Below are 21,007 nucleotides of genomic sequence, written 5' to 3' on the forward strand. Positions count from 1 at the left end.
GGGAGTGGGGAGAGGCGGGGGGATCAGGCGTCGGCGGGCTCGGCCGCCGGCTCCGTCAGGGCCCAGGCGGCGTATCCGCCGAGGATGTCGGAGACGTCCCGGAAGCCGCGCTGCCGCAGCAGGCTCGCGGCGATGGAGGAGCGGTGGCCGCCGGCGCAGTGCAGGACGAGAGGCCGGTCGGCGGGCAACTCGGCAGCGCGGTCGGGGAGTTCGCTGAGCGGGATGTGGAGCGCGGACTCGATGAAGCCGTTCGCCGCGCGCTCGCCGCAGGTGCGCACGTCCACGATGACCGGCGGCTGCTCGCCCGCGAGGGCCGTACGGAGGTGCGCGGCGGTGACCCGGCTCGCGGGGGTGACCTCGCCGGCCAGCGCCTCCAGGGCGTCCTCGGGGTTGCGCAGGTAACCGACGACCCGGTCGAAGCCGATCCGGGCGAGGCGGGTGACGACCTCCTCCTCCCGGTTCTGCGGGGCCATGACGACCAGCTCGGCGGCCGGGTGGAGCACGGTGCCGGCCTGCTCGGCGAAGCGGCCGTCGGCGGGCACGTTCACCGCGCCGCGCAGATGCCCGCCCGCGAACTCCTGCGGATCGCGCGCGTCCACCACGATCGCGCCGCCGGCCCGCAGTTCGCCGAACTCGGCGAGCGTCAGCGGGCGAGGGGCGGAGGCGTCGTAGCGGGCGCGGTCCTTGCGGTTCAGCTCGGCGTCGTACGCGAAGTAGCCGGGCGCGGCCGACTGGCCGGCGGTCACGAGCGCGACGAACTCCTCGCGGCCCATCGGGGCGCAGGCGTAGTTGGTCGCCCGCTGCTCGCCGATCGTCGACTGCTTCTCCGTCGACAGGTTCTTGCCGCAGGCCGATCCGGCGCCGTGCGCGGGGAAGACCCGCACCTCGTCCGGCAGCCCCATCAGCTTGTTCTGCACGCTGTCGTGGAGCATCGCGCCGAGCTCCTCGGCGGTCACGCCCACCGAGGCGAGCAGGTCGGGGCGGCCGACGTCGCCGATGAACAGCGCGTCGCCGGTCAGGACGCCGTACGGCACCTCGTCCTCGGCCCGCTCGTACACGAGGACGCTGATCGACTCCGGGGTGTGCCCGGGCGTCTCCAGGATCTCCAGCGTGACGTCGCCGAGGGAGACCCGCTCGCCCTCGGCGAGCTTGCGGATCGGGTACTCGGTCTCGGCGCGCCGGCCGTAACCGATCCACGCGCCCGTCTCGTCCGCCATCTCCAGGTGGCCGGCGACGAAGTCGGCGTGGAAGTGGGTGTTGATCACGCCGACGACGTCGAAGCCGTGCGCGGCCGCGTCGGCGAGGTACTCGGAGACGTCCCGGCGGGGGTCGACGACCACGGCCCGGCCGGTGCGCTCGTCGGCGATCATGTAGGACGCCTGGGAGAGGCAGTCCAGGTAGTACTGGGTGAAGAACACGGCCATCCCTTCGATACCCCCATGGGTATTTACGCACTCGACCGTAAGGGGGCTCCCGCGGCGAAGTCAAATACCCCCCTGGGTATCCGGGATTTTTGCCGGACCGGCAACAGCGATGGCGTGACCGGCACGCGGTGGGCGACGGTGCCTGCGTGACTGACGACATCGCGGCGGGAACGCCCGCCTCCACCCGTACGCCCCCGCCCGCCGACGGATACGTCGGAGACCCCGCGGTGCGGGCGAAGTGGGACGACGTGTACGCCGACCGCGAGCGGCTGTGGAGCGGCCGGCCGAACGGCGCCCTCGTGGCCGGGACCGCCGGACTCACCCCCGGCCGGGTGCTCGACGTCGGCTGCGGCGAGGGCGCGGACGCCGTCTGGCTCGCCCGCGGCGGCTGGGACGTGACCGCGCTCGAAGTGTCGGGAGTGGCCCTTGAACGGGCGACCGGGCACGCCCGGGACGCCGGCGTCACCGTCCACTGGGTCCACGCCGGCCTGGCGGAGGCGGCGCTCCCGCCGGCCTCCTTCGACCTGGTCTCCGCCCAGTACCCGGCGCTGCTGCGCACCCCCGACGCCGCCGCCGAACGTGCGCTGATCTCGGCCGTCGCGCCCGGCGGCGTCCTGCTGCTCGTCCACCACGCGGGGATGGAGACCCGGCAGGCGGACGAGGGCGACTTCGACCCGGCCGACTACGTCTGGCCCTCGATGGTCGCGGCCCTGCTCGACGACGACTGGACGGTGGAGGTCGACGAGGAACGGCCCCGCGTGATCCCCGAGGGCGGAGCCGGCGCGCACCACACCCACGACGTGGTGCTCCGCGCCCGCCGACTGCGCTGAAGGCCGAAGCCCGTTTCCGGGATCGGGACAGCCTGTTTCCGGGATCGGGACCCAGTGCCCCGACCCGTGGTCACCCGTGCGCGGGGCCCGTCACCTCCGTTACCGCTGCGCCACTGCCGTGAAGGCGGCCTTGGGTTCCCATTCCATGTCGGGGTAGGTCTGTCCCCGGCGTCCTTCGAGGAGCTTGACGATGCCCAGGCCGGCCCGGTCCAAGTCGTCCCTGGGGTCGCCGTCCGGGCGGTGCGGATAGCCGGGCAAGGCGAACAAGAACACGAACGCGCTGTCCACGCCCTCGGTCTCGAAGATCTCCAGCAGTTCGCTCAGATACGCGGCCTGGCCGGCCTCGTCACGCTCGTACGTGCCGTCCAGCCGTACGGGGGTCTTGGTCTCCGGGTCGTACTCGACCACTTCCAGCACCCGCCCGCCGCGGTCTCCCGCGCCGCGGTAGGCCGCGGTTCCGAACCCGGTGATGGCGAGCGGCTTCGGGCCTTGGGTCAGGGTGCGCACCGCGTCCCGGAACCGGTCGGCGACCTCCGCGGAGCGGATCAGCTCGAACGTCACGATGTCGAAGGGGGTCCAGTCGACCTGCTCGAACCGGATGGACGCGTAGGTGAGCCTGCCCTGGAACCGCTCGCGGACCGTGGCCGCGGCATCGCGGAGGAACGCGTTGACGCGCACGCTGAGCTCGCGCATCGCTTCGGCCCGCCGCTCGGGTGGGCTCATCAGCTGCTCGACCCGCTCCTCGGGGCTCTCCCCGGGCAGGAACCCGCGGTTCATCACGCTCAGCTCGACCCCTGCGACGAACACGACCGCGGCCCCCTGCTGCCGGAGCCGTTCCGCGCGCTCGGCGCAGTCGCGGAAGAGCGCGAGGACCTGCCCCGGATCCAGCTCCAGCGGATAGGGCGAGAACCAGACCTCCATGCCGAGCTCGGCGGCGGCACCGGCGGCCAGTTCGAGTCGGTCCGGGTCGCCGCCGATGATCTGGACCGCGTTGCAGTGCAGGTCGTCGCGGATGACGGCGAGCTCGCGCCGGACCACCGCGGGGTCGAACTGCTCGCGGGACATCCGGCCGTGCACGACGAATCCGGTGTCGTAGGTCATTCCTCTTGCTCGCATGGCGACGCCCTCTCTGTCGGTCTCGGTCAGGGCGAGGCCGACAGTAAAAGTGCGTGCACGCAAGTTTGCGCTGGCGTAATTTTGCGCTGCCGTAACTTTGCGCGTACGCAGCTCTGTGTGGAACGCTGACACCGTGACGACACCACCATCAGGGCTGCGTGAGCGGAAGAAGCAGGCCACGCGCGAGGCGCTACGCGAGGCGGCCCTGCGCCTGGCCGTGGAGCGCGGACCCGACCAGGTGCGGGTCGAGGACATCGCTGCGGCGGCCGGGGTCTCGCCGCGCACCTACAACAACTACTTCGCCAGCCGCGAGCAGGCGATCGTCTCTGCTGTCACCGCGGACCGGGAGGCGCGCATCGCGGCGGCGGTCGCGGCCCGGCCCGCAGGAGTGCGCCTGGCCGACGCCGTCACCGAAGCGGTGGTCGCGCAGTACACGAACACCGGCGAGCGCGCCCACAAGGCGCTGCTGCTGATCACCACCCAGACCGCACTGCGTGACGCGTTCCTCGACACCACCGCCGGCATCGAGCCTCCTCTCACGGCGGTGATCGCCGAACGCCTGGGCGACGCCGGAGCGCGCACGGCCCGCGTTCTCGCGGCGAGCGTGGCCGCGGCGGTTCGCATCGCGTTGGAGGGCTGGCTCCGGCCGCCGGGGAACGCGGAGGCCACCGAGGATTTCGCCGCCGGAGGACTGGTCGTGCCCTCCGGCTCGCTGCCCGACCAGCTCCGCACGGCGCTGGCCCCGCTCGCGCCCGCGTTCGACGCCGCCGAGCAGCGCACCCAGCCGTGAGGCCGACCCGACCTGCGTATCCGCGTCGCGATCCACGACGGGAGTACTAGGCGGACTCCAGCAGCCCCTTGAGCCGGGCCAGGTCGGCGGCGACCGTGTCGGCGTCACGCTCGAACTCGGCGTCGCTCATCTCCGGCCGGCGGAGGAGGGTGAACACCACCTCGCTCCCCGTCTCGGTGGCGATCACCCGGACCGGGTTGTGGAAGGTCTGCCCGGAGGGGAGCGTGACGTCGTGGTCGAGCACGCCCAGGTCGTTGCGCGGCACGAACCTGACCGTGACGCGCCCCAGCGGGGAGGAGTCCGCGACCCATTCGTCGCCGACCTTCTCGATGGTTTTCCCCAGGCCATGGGCCCAGGCGGGCAGGTTCACCGGATCCGACGCGTAGGCGTAGACGTCGGCGACGGAGCGGTCGATGGAGATGCTGACGTGGCGTGATTCCTTGTCGGTGACGTTCATGGCGTCGACGCTAGTGGCCCGGCCCCGCCTTCCGCTTGAACGAATCAGACATCGGTGCCGAGCTCCCCGGCCAGCAGGGCAGCCGTCCCGGCCACCAGCGGATCGTCGGCGGGGGCGTCCTCCTCGGCCTTGGTGGTGAGGACCGCGAGGACGATCGGCGTGCCGTCCGGCCGCCAGGCCACGCCCACGTCGTCGGCGCCGCCGTGGCGCCCCGATCCGGTCTTGTCGGCCAGGAGCCAGTCGGCGGGCAGCCCGCGCCGGAACCGCTCGGCGCTGGTCGTGTTGCGGAGCAGCCAGCCGGTGAGCCGCTCCCGGTCGTGGCGCTCCAGCGCGTCACCGAGCACGAGACGCGCGCAGCCGACGCCGATGGCGTACGGCGAGGTGGTGTCGGTGACCCGCCAGGGCTCCGCCGAGTTGAGCTCGGGCTCCCACCGGTCGAGCCGGGTGACGCGGTCCCCGATCGAGCGGCAGAAGCGGGTGAGGGCGGTGGGGCCGCCCAGCTCCCCGAGGAGCAGGTTGGCGGCGGTGTTGTCGCTGAAGCGGAGCGCGGCGTCGCAGAGGGCGGAGACGGTCATGCCGCCCGCGACGTTCTCGGCGCGCCCGGTGATCGGCGAGTAGCCCGACCTCTCGACGTACGCCGTCGTGTAGCGGAGGCGCCGGGCGAGGAACTCCCCGTCGTGGTCGAGGTCCCGCAGCACGGCCGCGACGGCGAGCGTCTTGAACACCGAGGCCATGGGGAAGCGCTCGTTCGCCCGGTACGCCACGGTCCTGCCCGAGCGCATGTCGCGCGCGAACACGCCGAGCCGTGCGCTGTGTTCGCGCTCCAGCCGCCGCAGCCGCGCGACGACGCCTCCGGTCTCCGGCGAGGCCTGCGCGGTGCCGTCGCCCACGGCGAGCGCGGCCGTGAGCGCCGTACCGGCACCCAGGGCCAGCGCGGAACGGCGGGACAGGTCGGGTACGTCGGCGTGCACGGTGTTCCCTTCCGCAGTGATCACTGTCGTACGTGTACACCGCCCGACGCCCCGGCCGCCTCAGCCACGCGGACCGGCGCGGCACAGGGAACAGACGCGTCAGCCCAGTTGGCGCCGGACCAGCTCATGGAAGAGCCCGGTCGTGTCCGCGAGGAGCTCGGCAGGCGTGCCCTCCTGGACGACGCGGCCGTCCGCCAGGGCGATCACCCGGTCCGCGTCCATGATGGTGGACAGGCGGTGGGCGATCACGACACGGGTCGCGTTCAGCGCGCGGGTCGACTCGATCACCGTCCGCTGCGCCTCGTTGTCGAGAGCGCTCGTCGCCTCGTCGAAGAAGAGGACACGAGGCCTGCGGATGAGCGCCTGAGCGATCATCAGCCGCTGGCGCTGACCGCCCGAGACGGTGCCTCCGCCGTCCGACAGCATCGTGTGCATGCCCATGGGCATCGCCTTGACGTCCTCCGCCAGGCCCGCCATCGCGGCGGCGGCCCACGCGTCCTCCAGCGGATACGATCCGGCGCCCCGGATGCAGTCGAGGACGGAACCGGAGAACGGCTGGGCGTTCTGGAGGACGACACCGCACTGGCGGCGCACCGCCGCCTGGTCGAGGGCCGCGAGGTCCTGACCGTCGTACCGCACGGTGCCGGAGGACGGCCGGTCGAAGCCGATGAGCAGCCGCAGGAGCGTGGACTTGCCGCACCCGCTGGCCCCGACGATCGCGACGAACTCGCCCGGCCGCACCCGGAGACTGACCCCGTCGAGGACGAGCGGGCCGTCCTCGGCGTAGCGGTAGGACAGGTTCTCGGCCTCGATCGCCCCGGTCAGCTCACCCGGCGGGGCGCTGGAGGCGCGGACTTCGGGTGTCTCCCGGAACACCGGCCTGATCTGTTCGAACATGGGCTGTACGGCGGCCGCCGAGAGGAGCGCGCCGGTCAGCTGCGTCACCGAGGACAGCATCATCGTGACGCTGGTGCTGAAGGTGAGGAACTCGCTCGCGGACAGGGTGCCCCGGGCCGGGCCGGCCAGGAGCGCGAACATCACGAGCGTGCACAGCGGCAGACAGACCGCGCCGAGGACCGCGAGGACGTTCTTGATCCTCCCGATGCGCCGGTGCAGCTCCCGGGTCCGCGCGAACTGCCCCGCCCACGCGGCGTACGCGAAGCTCTCGGCCGCCGCGACGCGCAGTTTGGGCAGTCCGCGCAGGGTCTGGAAGGCCTGGTTGTTCAGCTTGTTGCCGAGCCGGATCAGCTGTCGCTGGTACCGCAGCTGCCAGAGGCCCAGGCCCAGGAAGACCACGGCGGTGGCGAGCAGCAGGGCGAGCGCGACGAGGGCCAGGGGCACGCTGTAGACGAGGAGCAGCACCAGGTTCACCGTGCCGACGGTGCCCGCCTGGACGACCACCGGGCCGATGCCGGACAGGACCTGGCGGATGGCGCTGATGCCCATGGCCGCACTGGCCAGTTCACCGGTGGACCGCCCGGCGAAGAACGTCGTCGGCAGGCGAAGCAGCCGGTCCCAGACGGCCGGCTGGAGCGTGGCCTCGATGCGGCCCTCCATACGGAGGATCGCGGTGTTCTGCAGCAGCATGAAGGCGGCCGACACGATGCTGGTCGCGATGATCGCGAAGCCGGCCTGGACGATGAGCCCGGTCTCCGCCGCCGGTACGTACGCGCCGAGCACCTTGCCGGTGGCGACGGGCACGAGGGCGCCGAGGGCAACCGCGACGAGCCCCCCGAGGAGCAGGTCGCGGAGCTCCGCCCGCGTGCCCCGGGCGCTGAACCGGAGCAGCCGCAGCAGGCCGAGGGGGCGGTCGGGCAGCGGCCGGTAGAACATGACGGCGCGCGGCGCGAACGCGGCGGCGCCGCTCCGGCCGACGCGCTCCCGCTCACCGGTGGCGGGGTCGAAGGCCGTGTACCGGCCACGTCGCCACAGCAGCGCGACGGGCGTCCCGTCCTTCGCGCGGTGGCCCACCAGGGGCCCGCTGTCCTCGCGCCACCACCGGTCGCCGAGCCGGACGCCCCGGGTGCGGATCCGGGAGGCGAGCGCGATGCGTTCGACGGGGTCGGGGTGTCCGGGGTCCGGGGCCATGCCGCCGGGCTCGGCGAGGGCGATGCGCGCGTCGTGGGCGACGGCCTGGCACACGGCGTAGGTCGCGTCGTCGGCACGGTCCCGGGGGACGCCGCCGGAGCGGCCGATGGAGGCGAGCAGCGTGTGGTCGGCGCGCGTACGGGCGGCGTGCCCGGCCTCGATCCCGGCGGCCGCGCGGTCCTCGTGGTCGCGTTCGAGCTGCTCGATCCGGTCGTCCAGGGCGTACAGCAGCCGGTACTGCTGGTCGACCATGCCCTGCCAGGTCGCGGGGTCGACGAGAAGGGTCCCGGCGCCATGGCCACTGTCGTACGTCTCGTAGCCGTCGTACGCCGCGTAGCCCTGGTGGCTCGTCGCGTAGGCGGCTCCGTACGCGATGCTGCCGGGGGTGATCCGCATCCAGAGGACGTCGTCGTCGGCCGCACCGGGGGCGTCGCCGGGGCTGCCGTCCAGGACCGCCTGGTACAGGACGCGCAGCCCGCGGCCGATGCCGAGGCTGAAGGCGTGCTCCAGGGGGCTGAGCGGGGCGCTCTGGTCCCCGTACCACTGATCCTCGTACCACTGGCCGCCGCTGGACACCTCCTGCCCGTACGACTGGCCGACCGCGTACGGCAGTTCGCGCAGCTCGACGCGGCGCAGCAGGCAGCCCTGTGCGGGACGGCCGATCAGGGTGTGCGTCGGCCCGTCGACCGGGCCGAGCAGCAGCGTGCCCGGTTCGAGGCGGCCCAGGAAGTGCCAGGGGCCGAGCCGCGCCGCGTCGACGGCGAACAGGTCGAGCCCGCCCCCGACGACGAGCCAGAGGACGTGCGGGCCTTCCAGGGCGAAGCTGCGCAGGCCGGCGCAGTCGACCGCGGTGCCGAGGGCGCCGAGGGCGGCGACGACCGGGTCCGGGGCGACCGGGGCCGGGGCGAGGCCGTCGTGCCGGCCGGTGGGCGGATGGGGGACGTTCACCTCAGTGCTCCTTGACCAGACCGGCGTACGTGCCCCGCGCGGCGAGGAGTTCCTCGTGCCGCCCGCGTTCCACGACCGTGCCCCGGTCGAGCACGACGATCTCGTCGCTGTCGCGCACGGTGCTCAGCCGGTGGGCGATGACCACGCAGGCGCAGCCGCGACGCCGCAGGTTGTCGATGACGATCTGCTCGGTCGCCGCGTCGAGCGCGCTGGTCACCTCGTCGAGGATCAGGACGCTCGGGCGGCGCACCAGCGCGCGGGCGATCTCCAGGCGCTGTCGCTGGCCGCCGGAGAAGTTGCGGCCGTCCTGCTCGACGCGGCTGCGGATCCCGCCGGGGCGGCGGGCCACCTCGTCGTACACGGCGGCGTCCTGGAGGGCGGCGACGACGGCCTCGTCGGGGACGGACGGGTCCCAGAGGGCCACGTTGTCGCGGACCGTGCCCTCGAAGAGGAAGACGTCCTGGTCGACGAAGGAGACGGAGGCGGCGAGGGCACTGCGCGGGATGTCCTCCAGGCGCATCCCGTCGATGCGGATCGCACCTTCCCACGGCGTGTAGAGCCCGGACATCAGCCGTGACACGGTGGACTTGCCGCTGCCGGAGCCGCCGACCAGGGCGACCTGCTGCCCGGGTCCGACGGTGAGCCGGAAGTCCTTGAGCAGCGGGGCGTCGAGCGGGCTGTAGCCGAAGGTGACGCCCTCCAGTTCGACGTGGCCGGTGAGGCGGCGGGTGGCGGCGTCCGGGGCGCGCCGGGTGTGGACCGGGTCGACGGGGAAGTTCTCGACGTCACGGAGGCGGGCGATGTCGGCGGCGAAGTCCTGGACGCGGCCCGCCACGCCGTTGAGCCGGGTGATCGGGGCGGTGAAGCCGGTCACGAGGGCCTGGAAGGCGACGAGCAGGCCGACGGTGAGGTGCCCCTCCACCGCCCGCACGCCGCCGATCATGAGGATGAGCGCGCTGTTGAGCGCGGCGAGGGTGGGCGCGACGACCGCGAGCCAGGCGCTGGGCACGCCGAGCCGCTGCTGCACGTCGAGGGTGGTGGCGTGCTGTCCGGCCCAGCGCCGGAAGAAGCCGTCCTCGCCGCCGGTCGCCTTCATCGTCTCGATGAGCTGGAGTCCGCTGTACGCGGTGTTGGTGAGGCGGGCGCTCTCGGCGCGCAGCTTCTGCGTGCCGGTGGCCCGCAGGTGGACGACGATCCGGAGTGCGACGACGTTGAGCAGGGCGATCAGCACGCCGACGACGGTGAGTTGGGGGTCGTACGCCCAGAGCAGTACGGCGTAGAGCAGGACGACGACGGCGTCGACGGCCGCCGCGGCCAGGTCGCGTGCCAGCGTCTCGGCGACGGCGTCGTTCGTCTGCAGGCGTTGGACGAGGTCGGCCGGGTTCCGCTGGGCGTAGAAGGCGAGCGGGAGCCGGAGCAGGTGCCGCAGGAAACGGGCGCTGCCCAGGGTGGAGGCGATGATCCGCCCGCGCAGCAGATTGGCCTGCTGGAGGGCGGTGAGGGTCGCGGTGAGGACGAGGGCGGTCGCCATCGCCGCGAAGACCACGCCGAGCAGGGACGTCTGGTTCCCGATCAGGAACATGTCGATGTACGTGCGGCTCAGGGCGGGCACCCACGCGCCGACGGCCACCAGGAGGAGGCTCGCGACGACCGCGGCGGCCATCGTGCCCGACGTGCCGCGCAGCCGGGCGGGCAGGGCGGCGAGGACACCGGGCCGGGTGCCGCCGCGACGGAAGCCGGCGCCCGGTTCGAAGGTCAGCACGATGCCGGTGAAGCTGGTGTCGAACTGGTCCATGGGGACGAAACGGCGCCCGCTGCCGGGGTCGTTGATGTACACCCCCGGCCGGCCGAGGCGGCGCCCCGTGCCCTCGTACACGACGTAGTGGTTGAACTCCCAGAAGAGCACGGCCGGAGCGGTCACCTCGGTGAGCGCGGCCAGGTCCATCTGCATGCCCTTGGCCTGGAGGCCGTAACCGCGCGCCGCCTTCAGGAGGTTGCCGGCCCGGGAACCGTCACGGGAGACGCCGCAGGCGATCCGGAGCTCTTCCAGCGGGACGAACCTGCCGTGGTGCCCGAGGACCATCGCGAGCGCGGCGGCGCCGCACTCGACCGCCTCCATCTGGAGCACGGTGGGGGTACGGACGGTACGGGGCCGTCGGCCCTTGGCGGCGGGTGTACGGCGTCGGGACCGGCCCGCCGGTGGGAGCCGGCGGTCCGTGGACCGGGCCCGGGAGGGAGCGGTCGCCCGTGCCGCGCTCACGGCAGCAGCCAGTCGACGGGGCGCTGCGCGGACAGGTGGACGGCGCCGGTGACGGGCGTGCCGGACTCGGGGGCGTGCGGCGGCCCGTCCGAGGACGACCAGGCGTATCCGGAGGCGGTGGCGGGGGAGCGGTCCAGGGTCACCAGGACGGCGACCGGATCGCCCGCGCGGGAGAACCGCGCGGCGAGCCCGGCGTCTCCGAGGAAGGCACCGAGTTGCGCCTGCGTCTGCGGGGTGCGGCCGACGGCGGCGACACGGCCGCGGAGCACGCCGTACCGGTCGCGCGGGACGGACTGGACGCCGAGGTCGACGGGGGCGCCCACGCGGAGCGCGGCGGCGGTGTCCCCCGGCAGGTACAGGACGGCCCTCAACGGGGCGTCCGGGTCGGTCACGCGCTCGACGGTCGCCACATCGGCGCCGGTGGTGACGACCGAACCCAGCCTGGCGTACAGCGTGGTGACGCGACCGCCGGCCACGGCACGGACGCGCCGGTCGCCCTGTTCCGTGCGGACGGTCAGCAGCGGCGCGCCGGGGGCGACGGGCCGCCCCTCCTCGGCGAGGACCTCGGTGACCTGCCCGGCGACCGGGCTCTGCAGCAGATAGGTGCCCTCGGCGTGGGTGAGGAGGCCGGGCGCGTTCACCTTGGACGTCACCGTGCCGGTGAGGGCCCAGAAGCCCGCGGCGGCCATGACGACGACGGTGACGGCGAGCACGAGACGGCCCTGGGGGCGCGCGAAACGCACGGGGACGTCGAGTTCTTCGGGTGATTGCAGCTTGGAAAGCGCATTGCGGCGGAACTGCACGGACTATTCCTTCGGCTGCATTCAATCGATTGTTTCTGTCGGGTCTTCGAGGCCGTTTTTGGGCGTCCGTGAACCCCGGAACCGGAGAGGTTCCGGGGTTCACGGACAGTGCTCTGTCGGATACCGAATCAGATGGTGACTCGGTTGCCGAATCAGATACCGGCGATACCGGTGACGCCCGCGGTGTTCACCGAGACGCCGGTGATGCCGGAGGCCAGGCCCGGGACGCCGGAGACGAGGCCCTCGACGCCCTGGACCGTCTGCAGGGAGCCGACGGTGCCGAGGAGGTTGGTGACGTCGCTGGTCGCAGCGCCGACGAGACCGCCGGAGATGGTGACGAGACCGCCGGAGACGGCGTCGAGGTCGGCGTCGGAGATCTCAGCGGTCTCAAGGTCGTGACGCATGATGCGCACCCTTCGTTCATGGGGGGGGAATCCGTCTTCTGCGGCCGCAGCGGGATTGATCAAATCACGTGAACGGCTGGCCGGAGAAATTCGGTTGACGCTTCCGCTCGGGTGTTTCTGCACTGCGGGAAGCGGCCGTGCACCCACATTCACCGAATGGCGACACCTTCTCCTCGGAACCGAGTAACGGATTCGGCGCCCCCGCCTCGCGCGAGGAACTTAAACGGACAGAAGGGTTCCGTCCGGGCGGCCCAGGACCCCTGGCTGTCGGGGAACGGTGAAGGCGCCGCTCCTCGACACGCACACGTTGTGCAGGTTTCCGGCAGGCGCGCGGCGCCCTCTCCGGGGCGCTCCGGCCGGACTCAGGCCTCGGGGGCCATGTCGTACGTGACCCACATCGTGCGCGTGGCCACCTGGTCGTACTTGGACCGGGCGCGGTGGTTGTCGTCGGCGGTGATCCAGCGGACGACGCTCCAGCCGCGCTCGGCCCCGATCCCGCGCAGGGCCCCGAGCAGCAGGTCCGCCACACCGGAGCCGCGCTCGGCCGGATCCACGAAGAGGTCGTCGAGCCAGCCGCCGACGGTCGCGGACAGCGGGCGCGCGAAGGGCCGGAAGTGCGCGAGTCCGACGAGCCGCCCGTCGGCGGCCTCGGCCACGAGGCCCTCCACCTCGTGGTCCGGGTCGTGGATCCAGGACCAGACGAGCCGCGCGGCCTCCTCGGTCTGCTTGACCCGGTAGAAGTCGGCGTAGCCCCGGTACAGGGCGCGCCACTGGTCGAAGTCGCCCTCCCGGACCGGACGGATCGAGACGGCGGCGGTGTCGGACATGTCTTCACGCTCCTCACGCACCGCTCCCTGCGGTGCGGACCAAGTGGATCACGTAGGGGATGACCTGCGGAGTTCGGACCGGGCGCCGCTACGGCGGCCTTTTTCAGGGGGTACTCACACGGGCGTGCGATAGGTTCCGGACCATGACTCAGCTCGGCCCGGCCGCTTGGCCACCCGCCCCGATGAAGACCGAACGGCTCGTGCTCCGGGAGTCCGAGGCCCGGGACCGCGCGGCGTTCGTCGCACTCTTCTCGTCGCCGGAGGTGGGCACCTACGTCGGCGGCCACCGTCCCGGCGACGAAGTCGACCGCGCGATGCCCGAGGTGCCCGGGCGGCGCCCCCGCCTCTTCGTGATCGAACTCGACGGAGCGATGATCGGCATGGTCACGCTGGACCGGCGCGGCGCGGACCGCCGGGGGCACGTCCGTCCGGAAGCCGAAGAGGCCGAACTCGGTTATATGTTCCTGCCGGAGGCCTGGGGACGTGGGTACGCCGCCGAGGCGTGCGCGGCGGCACTCACCTGGTTCGCCGGCGCACACCCCGGCGAGCCGGTGGTCCTCTCCACCCAGACCGCCAACACCCGCGCCGTGCGCCTCGCGGCGAAGCTGGGCTTCACCGAGGTGGAGCGGTTCGAGGAGTACGGCGCGGAGCAGTGGTTCGGGGTGTGGTCGGAGGGCACGCCGTCGGGTTGAGCCGGTGAGGTCAGTCCGACGGCGCGTCGTCGTCCGGCACGTATCGCCGCACGATCGCGAGGTGGCCGCGGGCGCTGACGGTGTGGGGGTGGTCGCCGCCCAGCACCCGCTCACGGTCGGCCACCACCTTCTGCAAGAGGCGGAAGGCTTCGCCGGTGCGCCCCGCCAGCGAGTAGCACACGGCGAGGTTCGTGCGGGTGGTCAGGGTGTCGGGGTGGTCGTCGCCCAGCACCCGTTCGCGGACCGTCGCCACCTGCTCGCCGATCTCGATCGCTTCGTCGACGCGTCCTCCCTCGGCGTAGGAGACGGCGAGGTTGGATCGGGCGTTGAGGGTGTCGGGGTGGTCGACGCCGAGGAGCTGCCGGCGGTGCGTCGCCGCCTGCTCGCCGATCTCGATCGCCTCGTCGAAGCGCCCCGCCTTCTGGTAGGCGGAGGCGAGGTTGACGCGGGTGGTGAGGGTGTCCGGGTGCAGGTCGCCCAGGAGCCGAACGCGGTCCTCCAGCACCTGCTCCCCGAGGACGATCGCGTCATCGACGCGTCCCGTCTCCCAGTAGGAGACGGCGAGGTTGGAGCGGGCGGTGACGGTGTGGGGATGGTCGTCACCAAGGAGCCGCCGGCGGTCTGAGAGCACCTGCTCCTCTATGGCGATGGTCTCGTCGATGCGTCCGGCCTGCCCGTAGGACATCCCGAGGTTGCTTCTGGCGGTGAGGGTGTCGGGGTGGCCGTCGCCGAGGACCCGTCGGCTGTCCGACAGCACCTGCTCCTCGATGACGATGGCCTCGCCCACGCGCCCCCCGTTCCGGTAGGAGGCGGCCAGGTTGCCCCAGGCGCGGAGGGTGTCGGGGTGGTCGTGGCCCAGGAGCCGCTTGCTGTCGGCCACCACCTGCTCCTCGATGGCCGTGGCTTCGCCCGTACGCCCGGCCTGCCAGTAGGCGGTGGCGAGGTTGGCGCGGGCAGTGCGGGTGTCGGGGTGGTCCTGGCCGAGTACCCGCTCTCGAATCGCCACCACCTGCTCCCCCAAGGAGATCGCTTCTCCGGTGCGTCCTGCCCGCTGGTAGCAGGTGGCCAGGTTGGCGCGGACGGTCAACAGGTTGGGGTGGTCGTCGCCCAGCACCCGTCCGCCGTCGGCCAGGATGCGCTCCCCGATGGTGATGGCGTCGTAGGTGTGCCCGGCCTGATAGTAGGCAGGGGCGAGAGTGGCCAGGGAACCGAGGGTGTCGGGGTGGTCAGGGCCGAGCATCCGCTCCTGGTCAGCCACCACCCGCTCCCCGAGGGCGACGGCCTCGCGGGTGCGTCCGGCCTGCCAGTAGGAGGTGGACAGGTTGGCGCGGGCGCTGACCGTAGCGGGATGGTCGTCCCCCAGAGCCCGTTCAGCGGCGGCCACCACATGCTCTCCGATGGTGACGGCCTTACCGATGAGGCCCGCGTTCCGGTGGGCGATGGCGAGGCAATTGCGGGCCGAGAACGTATCGACGTGGTCGTCGCCGCGTAGTCGTTCGGCGGTGTCGGTCACCTGCTGCCAGTAGGAGGTGGCGGCGTCGGCCAGGCCCGCGTCGAGGAGGCTCTTGCCGGCGCGGTACATGACCCGACCTCCCGGGGAGTCCCAGAGCCGGTCCCCGCCGTGGTCGGTGAGGGCCTCGGTGTTGGCGCGCAGCGCGGCGGCCAAGTCCGGGTGCGGCTGGTCGACGTCGGGCCAGACGTGCAGAAGCGCCTCGGCAGCCGTGTCGACGAGGCCCGCCAGGTCGGCCTCCGGGGTGTTCTCCCGGACCGCGCGGGCGGTGAGGGCGTGGATGCGGATCGCCCGGGGCTCGGCGCGGGTGTCACAGGTCAGCAGGGCGTAGCGGTGCAGCAGCCGCAGCACCGAGTGGGCTCGGACGGGGGTGACCTCGGGGTCGTACGGGGTGAGACGGTGGAGCAGGGGCCCGGAGGCCCACAGGGCGTGAGGGTGGCCCGCGGGGTCCAGGAGGGCGGCCAGACGCAGGGCCTGGAGGGCGAGGCCGGTCGTGTCGGCGGCTCGTGCGGCGTCGAGGGACAGCAGCAGCGCCACGGTGATCTGCCGGCCGTAGCCCTCGGTGTCGGCCGTACCGGGCAGGGCGTCCTCGAGCCGTGTCCGGCGGTCGGCGAAGATCCGCAGGTACGCGGTGCAGGTGAGTTCCTCGTTGATCATGTGGGCCGCCGCAAGGCCCAGGGCCAGCGGGAGGTGCCCCAGGGCCTCGGCGAGCGCCGGGGCGCGGTCGTCGAGGAGGTGGCCCATGCGGTCGCCGTGCAGACGGTCCCGCAGATAGGCGTCGGCTTCGTCCGTGGTGTAGACGTCGATGTCGACGCGGGTCCTGCCGCCTCCGGTCAGGCGTGCGTCGTTGAGCCGGGTGGTGGCCAGGACCCACCCCGTTCCCGTACGGCTGACGGGCCACCAGCCGTTGAGCGCGTCGGGACGGGTGATGTCGTCGAGGACCACCAGCCACCGCCGGTCCGTCGAGGCCAGCCACTTCAGCAGGGCCCGGGCATCGCCCTCCGGGTCGTCGCCGGTCGCGCCGGGCAGCCGGATCTCGGCGGCGACCTGGGCGTACTGGGTGATCACCTGCTGCACCTCGGTCGCGGACACCCACACCACCAGGTCGACACCCTGTTCGCGGGCGTCGGTGGCGCAGGCGGCGGCGAGCTGCGTCTTGCCGAACCCGCCGCCGCCGGACAGCACCTGGGTGAGCACCACCGCCCCGCCGTCCGACCGGGCCGTGTCGATCAGGCCGCGCAGGGCAGCGCGGGGCTGGAACGCGGAGGCGAGGGTGGGCACCGGGCCCACCTCGACGGGCCACGCCACCCCGTTCGGGCCCGGTGGCGTCCCGCCGCCCCCGAGCAGGTCCTCGAGCGCGGTCGTGGTCCCGGGGTGCCCGTGCCGCGTGACGAGACGGGCGAAGCCGGGCAGGCCGAGGGCCTCGTGGACGGGGACGGCGTGGAGACGGCGCCAGCCCATGGGCCGGTCGTCCTCGACCGCGACCCCGACGAGGCGCCCGTCGCAGAAGACCGCCGAGCCGGACGCTCCCGCCCACGGCCGAGTCCCGTCGAGGCGAGCGGCCGGCCAGACCGCGCAGTCGAGCACCCACCCGGCCAGGGACGTGGAGACGACCGACAGGTCGCCGTGCAGGTCCTCGACCTGGGCGGGGCTTCCGGCGTCGGCCGCGAAGGCGGGGAAGCCCGCTCCCTTGAACGGGATCCGCGCGGTGCCACCGGGCCGGCCCCACCGCACCGGGTCAGGGCCCGTCGGCACCGGTTCGTCGAGCCAGAGCAGCGCGATGTCCAGGGCGTCCGGGGGAGGCGTGCCGTCACGGGGGTCCGGCCAGCACACCTGCGCCGGTCTCCGTACGAGGTCCCCGAACCGCGGGTGACCCACCCGCGCCTCCACGCGCCCGGCCCAGCGGCCATCGGCCAGTACGACGTGAAGGGCCGTGAGGACCAACTGGGGCCCCACGAGATAGCCGGAGCCGGAGCCGGAGCCGGAGCCAGAGCCGGAGCCGGAGCCGGACTCCGCATCCCTCGCCCCGCAGCTACGGACCCACACCAGCCGCCGGGGGTCCACGTCACACCTCCCAGGGCCGCAGCCCGGCACCGTCCCCGGCAGAATCAGAGCCCCGCTCCGCAGGAAGGACGCCCGAAGAGCCGTCCGAGCCTTCGGCCGGGCCGCTGTCCAGGCCTCTCCCGTCGCCCCGCCGGATCCTGGCCCGGTCGCCGCCCAGGGCCTCGTCGCGGACCTGCAGGGTGAGCGTCAGCGTCTGCCGCCGCGTACTGCCGAAACCGCCACCGGCCTCGCCGCCGACCTTGGCGCCCAGAGCGCCGACCTCGACCTTCGCCTTGCCGTCGGCGTCCCGCCGGAACTCCACCTCAAGGGTGAGCTCCGCCTGCTCGACCTCGAACCGGAACTGCTCACGAGCCCCTTCGACCTGCGCGGCGTACAACTCCTGACGCAGCTCCCTGAGAGCCTCGCTCAGCGAGATCCCCTCGTCCACGCTTCCCCCTCGTCCGCAGGCGTCCGGCACCGACGCCCCGGTCCGAAGTCTGTCCCAACGCCCCCGCCCGCCGCAGCCGTTCACCTCCAGGAACGCGGAAGCCCCCGGCTGTCTCCCGCCGGAGACGGGAGACGGCCGGGGGCGTACCCCAGGACGGTTACCTCGCGAAGCCGTAGTCCAGGAGCTTCTTGACGTCGGCCGCCCTGTTCGCCTCGGACGGCGAGGCGAGCACCGTGCCGATGACCGTCTTCGTGCCACGGGTGGCGGCGAAGACGAGGCAGTACTTGGCCTGCGGACCCGAACCGGTCTTCACGCCGATCGCACCGCTGTACGTGCTCAGGAGCTTGTTCGTGTTGGTCCACGACATGTACCGGTAACCACCGCTCTTGGTGGTCACCTTCTGCTGCGTGGACTTCGTCTTGACGACGGTGCGGAACGTGGAGTTCTTCATCGCGCTGCTGGCGATCTTCGTCAGATCACGCGGAGTCGAGTAGTTCTGCCCACCCCCTATTCCGTCGAACGAGTCGAAGTGGGTGTTGCGCAGGCCGAGCCGCCGCGCCTCGTCGTTCATCTTCCCGATGAACGACTTGACCCGGGCGTCCCGCGTGGTGCCGGTGCCGAACTTGTCGGCCAGCGCGTACGCGGCGTCGCAGCCCGACGGCAGCATGAGGCCGTAGAGGAGCTGTCGGACGGTCACCTTGTCCCCGACGATGAGCCGGGCGGAGGAGGCGTTCTTGGCGACGATGTAGTCGCTGTAGGCCTTCTGGACCGTGACCTTGGCGTCGAGGTTGAGGTTCGGCTGGGAGAGCACGACCTTCGCGGTCATGATCTTCGTGGTGGACCCGGTCGACCGGCGGGTGTCCGCGGCCTTCCCGTACAGGGTCGTACCCGTCCCGTTGTTCATGACGAACCCGCCCGGTGCGGTGATCGACGGGACGGGCGTGGCGGCTTGCGCCTGGCCGGCGAAGAGGCCGCCGGCCAGCACGGCCGAGGCCGTCAGCGAGACGGTCACGGCACTGCGCAGGCCGAGTGTCGGAGTCAGCAAAGTCTTCTGTCCTTGGTAGAGATGGACGTCTTCCCAGGGGAGACGTACGAAAGCGCTCCAAGGATGCACCGAAGGGGCCGTGATCTTTCTCGCGCTCCCGGACACGCTCCCGGAGCGTGTCCGGGAACGTGTCCGGACACGCTCCGGGACCGGCCGGGAAGACCGCTGAGAGCGGGCGGTTGCAATGGCGCGGCCTCGCCACCTGCTGCCTACTACGGCAAGACCGCCACCATCTCACTCATCCGACGTAGAAGGAGAACCTCAGTACCGGAGGTCCTTCTGATCGGTGATCACGCGACCGGCGATGTACAGGTTGCCGTCGGAGTCGAGCACTCCGATGATCTTCTTCGTGGAGCCGTGGTGGGTCGTGAAGTAGATCTTGTCCGCCTCCTGGGAGGAGGAGTAGTTCGTGTTCACTGACAGCTCGATGCTCACGGGGGAGCTGATGAGTACGTCCTTCTTCGGCGAGCTCGGGTAGACCTGGTTCTGCCGCAGCTTGACGCGGCCGTGGGTGTCGCCCTCGTCCCAGTCCGAAGCCACTCCGAGATCGATGTCAGCCATGCTGCTTCCTCTCCTGTGGCGGTGAAAGAACTTTCAGGCTCGGGCCGTCACGCGACCTCCCGAACTGCTCCAGAACCTATGCAGTTCGTTCACATCGCGGCACCAAGTGTCATGACTATGACTGGATTTGACTCAGGTCAGTCGCGAATCAGTGCTTAGGGCTGTAGAGGCAAGGAAAGTCCGAAAAGTCGCCGTGGCAAGAGTCGAAGTGGCGGCTACGTGCGGTGCGCGCCCGGCGAGTGGTCGGGCCACCAGGTGGCCCGTCGGGATGTTGTGTTCCTGCGCTCGAATGTAGTACTTCTTATATATGAGCGAGCAGGTACACAACAGGCTGGCGGTTGTCAGGGCAGAGCGGAAAGTGTCGCGTCAGGCACTCGCCGAGGCAGTGGGTGTCCACTACCAGACCATCGGCTACATCGAACGCGGCCAGTACAACCCCAGCCTCGACCTGGCCCTGAAAGTGGCCCGGTTCTTCGGACTGCCGGTGGAGGCGCTGTTCTCCCTGGAGCCGTTCCAGCCGCTCACCGACGAGGTCTACGGGAGGAAGCAGTGATGACCGCGACGCGCTACGACCGACGGATGTACGCCGTGATGAACGACCGCCGGGCGGCCGCGGCCTATGCCACCGTGCCCAGGCGACGACTGATCGTGGGAGCGCACATCGCCCTCACCGTCACCGGAGTGGGCGCCTGGATCAGCACCGTGTTCGGGTCCGGATACGGCTTGCTGGTCCTGGTCGCCGCGGTGATGCTTCCCTGGATGCTGCTCACCGGCCTGCTCAACGGCTCCACGCGCGGACTCCTGGAGCTGCGCGGCCGGATGCTCGACGAGCGCCAGCTGGTCGAGCGCGACCGGGTGCGCGCCCTGGCCCACCGCATCACCCTGTGGCTGCTCGTCGCCACGGCGTTCGGCGTCGGGGCCTACGGCGTTTTGGCGGACGCACCCCTCCAGACCGCCGTGGCCCCGGTCCTCGTCGGCGTGCTCGCGGCGCACTGGATGATGCCGCTGTGGGTGGCGGGGCTGCGGGTCCAGGACGACCTGGGCGACGACGAGGAGTGACACCGGCCGCTCCGGGACGGGCTCTCAGGCCCCGTGCGGGGCTCAGGCCCCGTGCGGGGCGGCCGACTTCGCCGCCGTGACGAACGTACGGATCAGATCGTGGTCCTTGACGCCCGGGGCGGACTCGACCCCGCTGGACACGTCGACGCCCCAGGGGCGGGCACGGCCGATCGCCTCGCCGACGTTGTGCGGCGCGAGCCCGCCGGCGAGCAGCCAGGCCCCCTCGGGCCGGGCCGTCTCCAGCAGGGACAGGTCCCACGGCTCTCCGGAACCAGCCCGCGGCGAGTCGAGGAGGAGGACCTCCTCGCCGTAGGCGCCGACCCGCGTATCGGGCCGGTCGCTCAAGGACGTGGCGCGCCACAGCCGCGGGAAGATCCCGGCCGCGGCCGCGAAGTCCTCCTCGCCGTACGCCTTCCCGTGCAGTTGGAGGGCCCCGAAACCGAGCTCACTCGCGATCCGGGCGGCTTCGGCGGCAGGGGTGTCGTTGACCACCAGGACGGAGAGGACACCCTCGGGCACGTGAGCGGCGAGCCGTGCCGCGTGGTCCCGCTCGAGTCCGCGGACGCTGGTCCCGCTGATCACCAGACCGACGGCATCCGCCCCGGCCGCGACCGCCGCATCGATGTCGGCGGGCGTCTTGAGCCCGCACACCTTCACGAACACGTGTCTCTCCTCTGCTGGCACCGGCGCGGCCCCCCGAGCCTACTCAATCTCCGCGCAGCAGCCGAAAC

19 protein-coding genes are annotated in these 21,007 nt (G+C 72.1%); 5 read left to right on the forward strand and 14 right to left on the reverse strand.

From position 1 onward, the window contains the following. Positions 1–23: 23 nt before the first annotated feature. The gene (locus GGE06_RS36720; RefSeq protein WP_184932898.1) at positions 24–1,418 is read right to left on the reverse strand and encodes an MBL fold metallo-hydrolase; all 1,395 of its coding nucleotides are present in this window, start codon (positions 1,416–1,418) and stop codon (positions 24–26) included. Between the two features lie 152 nt (positions 1,419–1,570). Between GGE06_RS36720 and GGE06_RS36725 the strand changes: the two genes are divergently transcribed. Continuing rightward, positions 1,571–2,254: a class I SAM-dependent methyltransferase gene (locus GGE06_RS36725; protein ID WP_116165714.1), complete on the forward strand. Its 684-nt coding sequence runs from the start codon at positions 1,571–1,573 to the stop codon at positions 2,252–2,254. 99 nt (positions 2,255–2,353) lie between these two features. On the opposite strand, the gene GGE06_RS36730 is transcribed toward GGE06_RS36725, so the two are convergent. Next, entirely contained in the window at positions 2,354–3,355 is a 1,002-nt protein-coding gene (locus GGE06_RS36730; protein WP_184932820.1) for a hypothetical protein, read from the reverse strand. A gap of 148 nt (positions 3,356–3,503) precedes the next feature. Here GGE06_RS36730 and GGE06_RS36735 point away from each other — a divergent pair, with 148 nt between their 5' ends. Then, positions 3,504–4,160, forward strand: coding sequence for a TetR/AcrR family transcriptional regulator (locus GGE06_RS36735; protein WP_116163485.1), 657 nt, complete (start codon positions 3,504–3,506; stop codon positions 4,158–4,160). Positions 4,161–4,206: 46 nt separating this feature from the next. Here the strand turns inward: GGE06_RS36735 and GGE06_RS36740 are convergent, their stop codons facing one another. From GGE06_RS36740 to GGE06_RS36770, 7 genes are all read right to left on the reverse strand, one after another. After that, on the reverse strand, positions 4,207–4,617 hold the full coding sequence (locus GGE06_RS36740) for an SRPBCC family protein (protein WP_116163487.1): 411 nt from the start codon (positions 4,615–4,617) through the stop codon (positions 4,207–4,209). A 44-nt stretch (positions 4,618–4,661) separates the two neighbouring features. After that, on the reverse strand, positions 4,662–5,588 hold the full coding sequence (gene bla, locus GGE06_RS36745) for a class A beta-lactamase (RefSeq protein ID WP_312883426.1): 927 nt from the start codon (positions 5,586–5,588) through the stop codon (positions 4,662–4,664). 99 nt (positions 5,589–5,687) lie between these two features. Further along, positions 5,688–8,624: an NHLP bacteriocin export ABC transporter permease/ATPase subunit gene (locus GGE06_RS36750; protein ID WP_116163491.1), complete on the reverse strand. Its 2,937-nt coding sequence runs from the start codon at positions 8,622–8,624 to the stop codon at positions 5,688–5,690. Between the two features lies 1 nt (position 8,625). After that, a complete protein-coding gene (locus GGE06_RS36755; RefSeq protein WP_312883427.1) occupies positions 8,626–10,884 on the reverse strand; it encodes an NHLP family bacteriocin export ABC transporter peptidase/permease/ATPase subunit in 2,259 nt (752 codons plus the stop codon). Beyond that, complete coding sequence (locus GGE06_RS36760) at positions 10,881–11,687, reverse strand: HlyD family efflux transporter periplasmic adaptor subunit (RefSeq protein ID WP_116163493.1); 807 nt, start codon at positions 11,685–11,687, stop codon at positions 10,881–10,883. The genes GGE06_RS36755 and GGE06_RS36760 overlap by 4 nt, the downstream gene beginning before the upstream one ends. A gap of 152 nt (positions 11,688–11,839) precedes the next feature. Further along, positions 11,840–12,091 carry a hypothetical protein gene (locus GGE06_RS36765; RefSeq protein ID WP_116165716.1) on the reverse strand — a complete coding sequence of 84 codons (252 nt, stop codon included), beginning with the start codon at positions 12,089–12,091 and terminating at the stop codon, positions 11,840–11,842. Between the two features lie 362 nt (positions 12,092–12,453). Further along, positions 12,454–12,918, reverse strand: coding sequence for a GNAT family N-acetyltransferase (locus tag GGE06_RS36770; RefSeq protein WP_116163495.1), 465 nt, complete (start codon positions 12,916–12,918; stop codon positions 12,454–12,456). A gap of 143 nt (positions 12,919–13,061) precedes the next feature. Between GGE06_RS36770 and GGE06_RS36775 the strand changes: the two genes are divergently transcribed. Beyond that, positions 13,062–13,610, forward strand: coding sequence for a GNAT family N-acetyltransferase (locus GGE06_RS36775; RefSeq protein WP_116163497.1), 549 nt, complete (start codon positions 13,062–13,064; stop codon positions 13,608–13,610). A 10-nt stretch (positions 13,611–13,620) separates the two neighbouring features. On the opposite strand, the gene GGE06_RS36780 is transcribed toward GGE06_RS36775, so the two are convergent. From GGE06_RS36780 to GGE06_RS36795, 4 genes are all read right to left on the reverse strand, one after another. After that, positions 13,621–17,214 (reverse strand): tetratricopeptide repeat protein, encoded by a 3,594-nt coding sequence (locus GGE06_RS36780; RefSeq protein ID WP_376773631.1) that lies wholly within the window; start codon positions 17,212–17,214, stop codon positions 13,621–13,623. Continuing rightward, on the reverse strand, positions 17,186–17,611 hold the full coding sequence (locus GGE06_RS42130) for a trypco2 family protein (protein WP_312883428.1): 426 nt from the start codon (positions 17,609–17,611) through the stop codon (positions 17,186–17,188). The genes GGE06_RS36780 and GGE06_RS42130 overlap by 29 nt, the downstream gene beginning before the upstream one ends. 157 nt (positions 17,612–17,768) lie before the next feature. Then, positions 17,769–18,635, reverse strand: coding sequence for a D-alanyl-D-alanine carboxypeptidase family protein (locus tag GGE06_RS36790; protein WP_184932899.1), 867 nt, complete (start codon positions 18,633–18,635; stop codon positions 17,769–17,771). A gap of 282 nt (positions 18,636–18,917) precedes the next feature. Beyond that, positions 18,918–19,217: a DUF6342 family protein gene (locus tag GGE06_RS36795; RefSeq protein WP_116163499.1), complete on the reverse strand. Its 300-nt coding sequence runs from the start codon at positions 19,215–19,217 to the stop codon at positions 18,918–18,920. Between the two features lie 307 nt (positions 19,218–19,524). Here GGE06_RS36795 and GGE06_RS36800 point away from each other — a divergent pair, with 307 nt between their 5' ends. Together GGE06_RS36800 and GGE06_RS36805 are read left to right on the forward strand one after the other, a co-directional pair. Beyond that, the gene (locus tag GGE06_RS36800) at positions 19,525–19,770 is read left to right on the forward strand and encodes a helix-turn-helix transcriptional regulator (RefSeq protein WP_055639523.1); all 246 of its coding nucleotides are present in this window, start codon (positions 19,525–19,527) and stop codon (positions 19,768–19,770) included. Further along, on the forward strand, positions 19,770–20,276 hold the full coding sequence (locus GGE06_RS36805) for a hypothetical protein (protein WP_184932822.1): 507 nt from the start codon (positions 19,770–19,772) through the stop codon (positions 20,274–20,276). Before GGE06_RS36800 ends, GGE06_RS36805 begins: the two co-directional genes overlap by 1 nt. Positions 20,277–20,318: 42 nt before the next feature. Here the strand turns inward: GGE06_RS36805 and GGE06_RS36810 are convergent, their stop codons facing one another. Next, positions 20,319–20,939, reverse strand: a complete 621-nt coding sequence (locus tag GGE06_RS36810) for a phosphoribosylanthranilate isomerase (protein ID WP_184932823.1) — start codon at positions 20,937–20,939, stop codon at positions 20,319–20,321. Positions 20,940–21,007 lie beyond the last annotated feature (68 nt).

Source organism: Streptomyces nymphaeiformis (genome assembly GCF_014203895.1).
Taxonomy (GTDB): domain Bacteria; phylum Actinomycetota; class Actinomycetes; order Streptomycetales; family Streptomycetaceae; genus Streptomyces; species Streptomyces nymphaeiformis.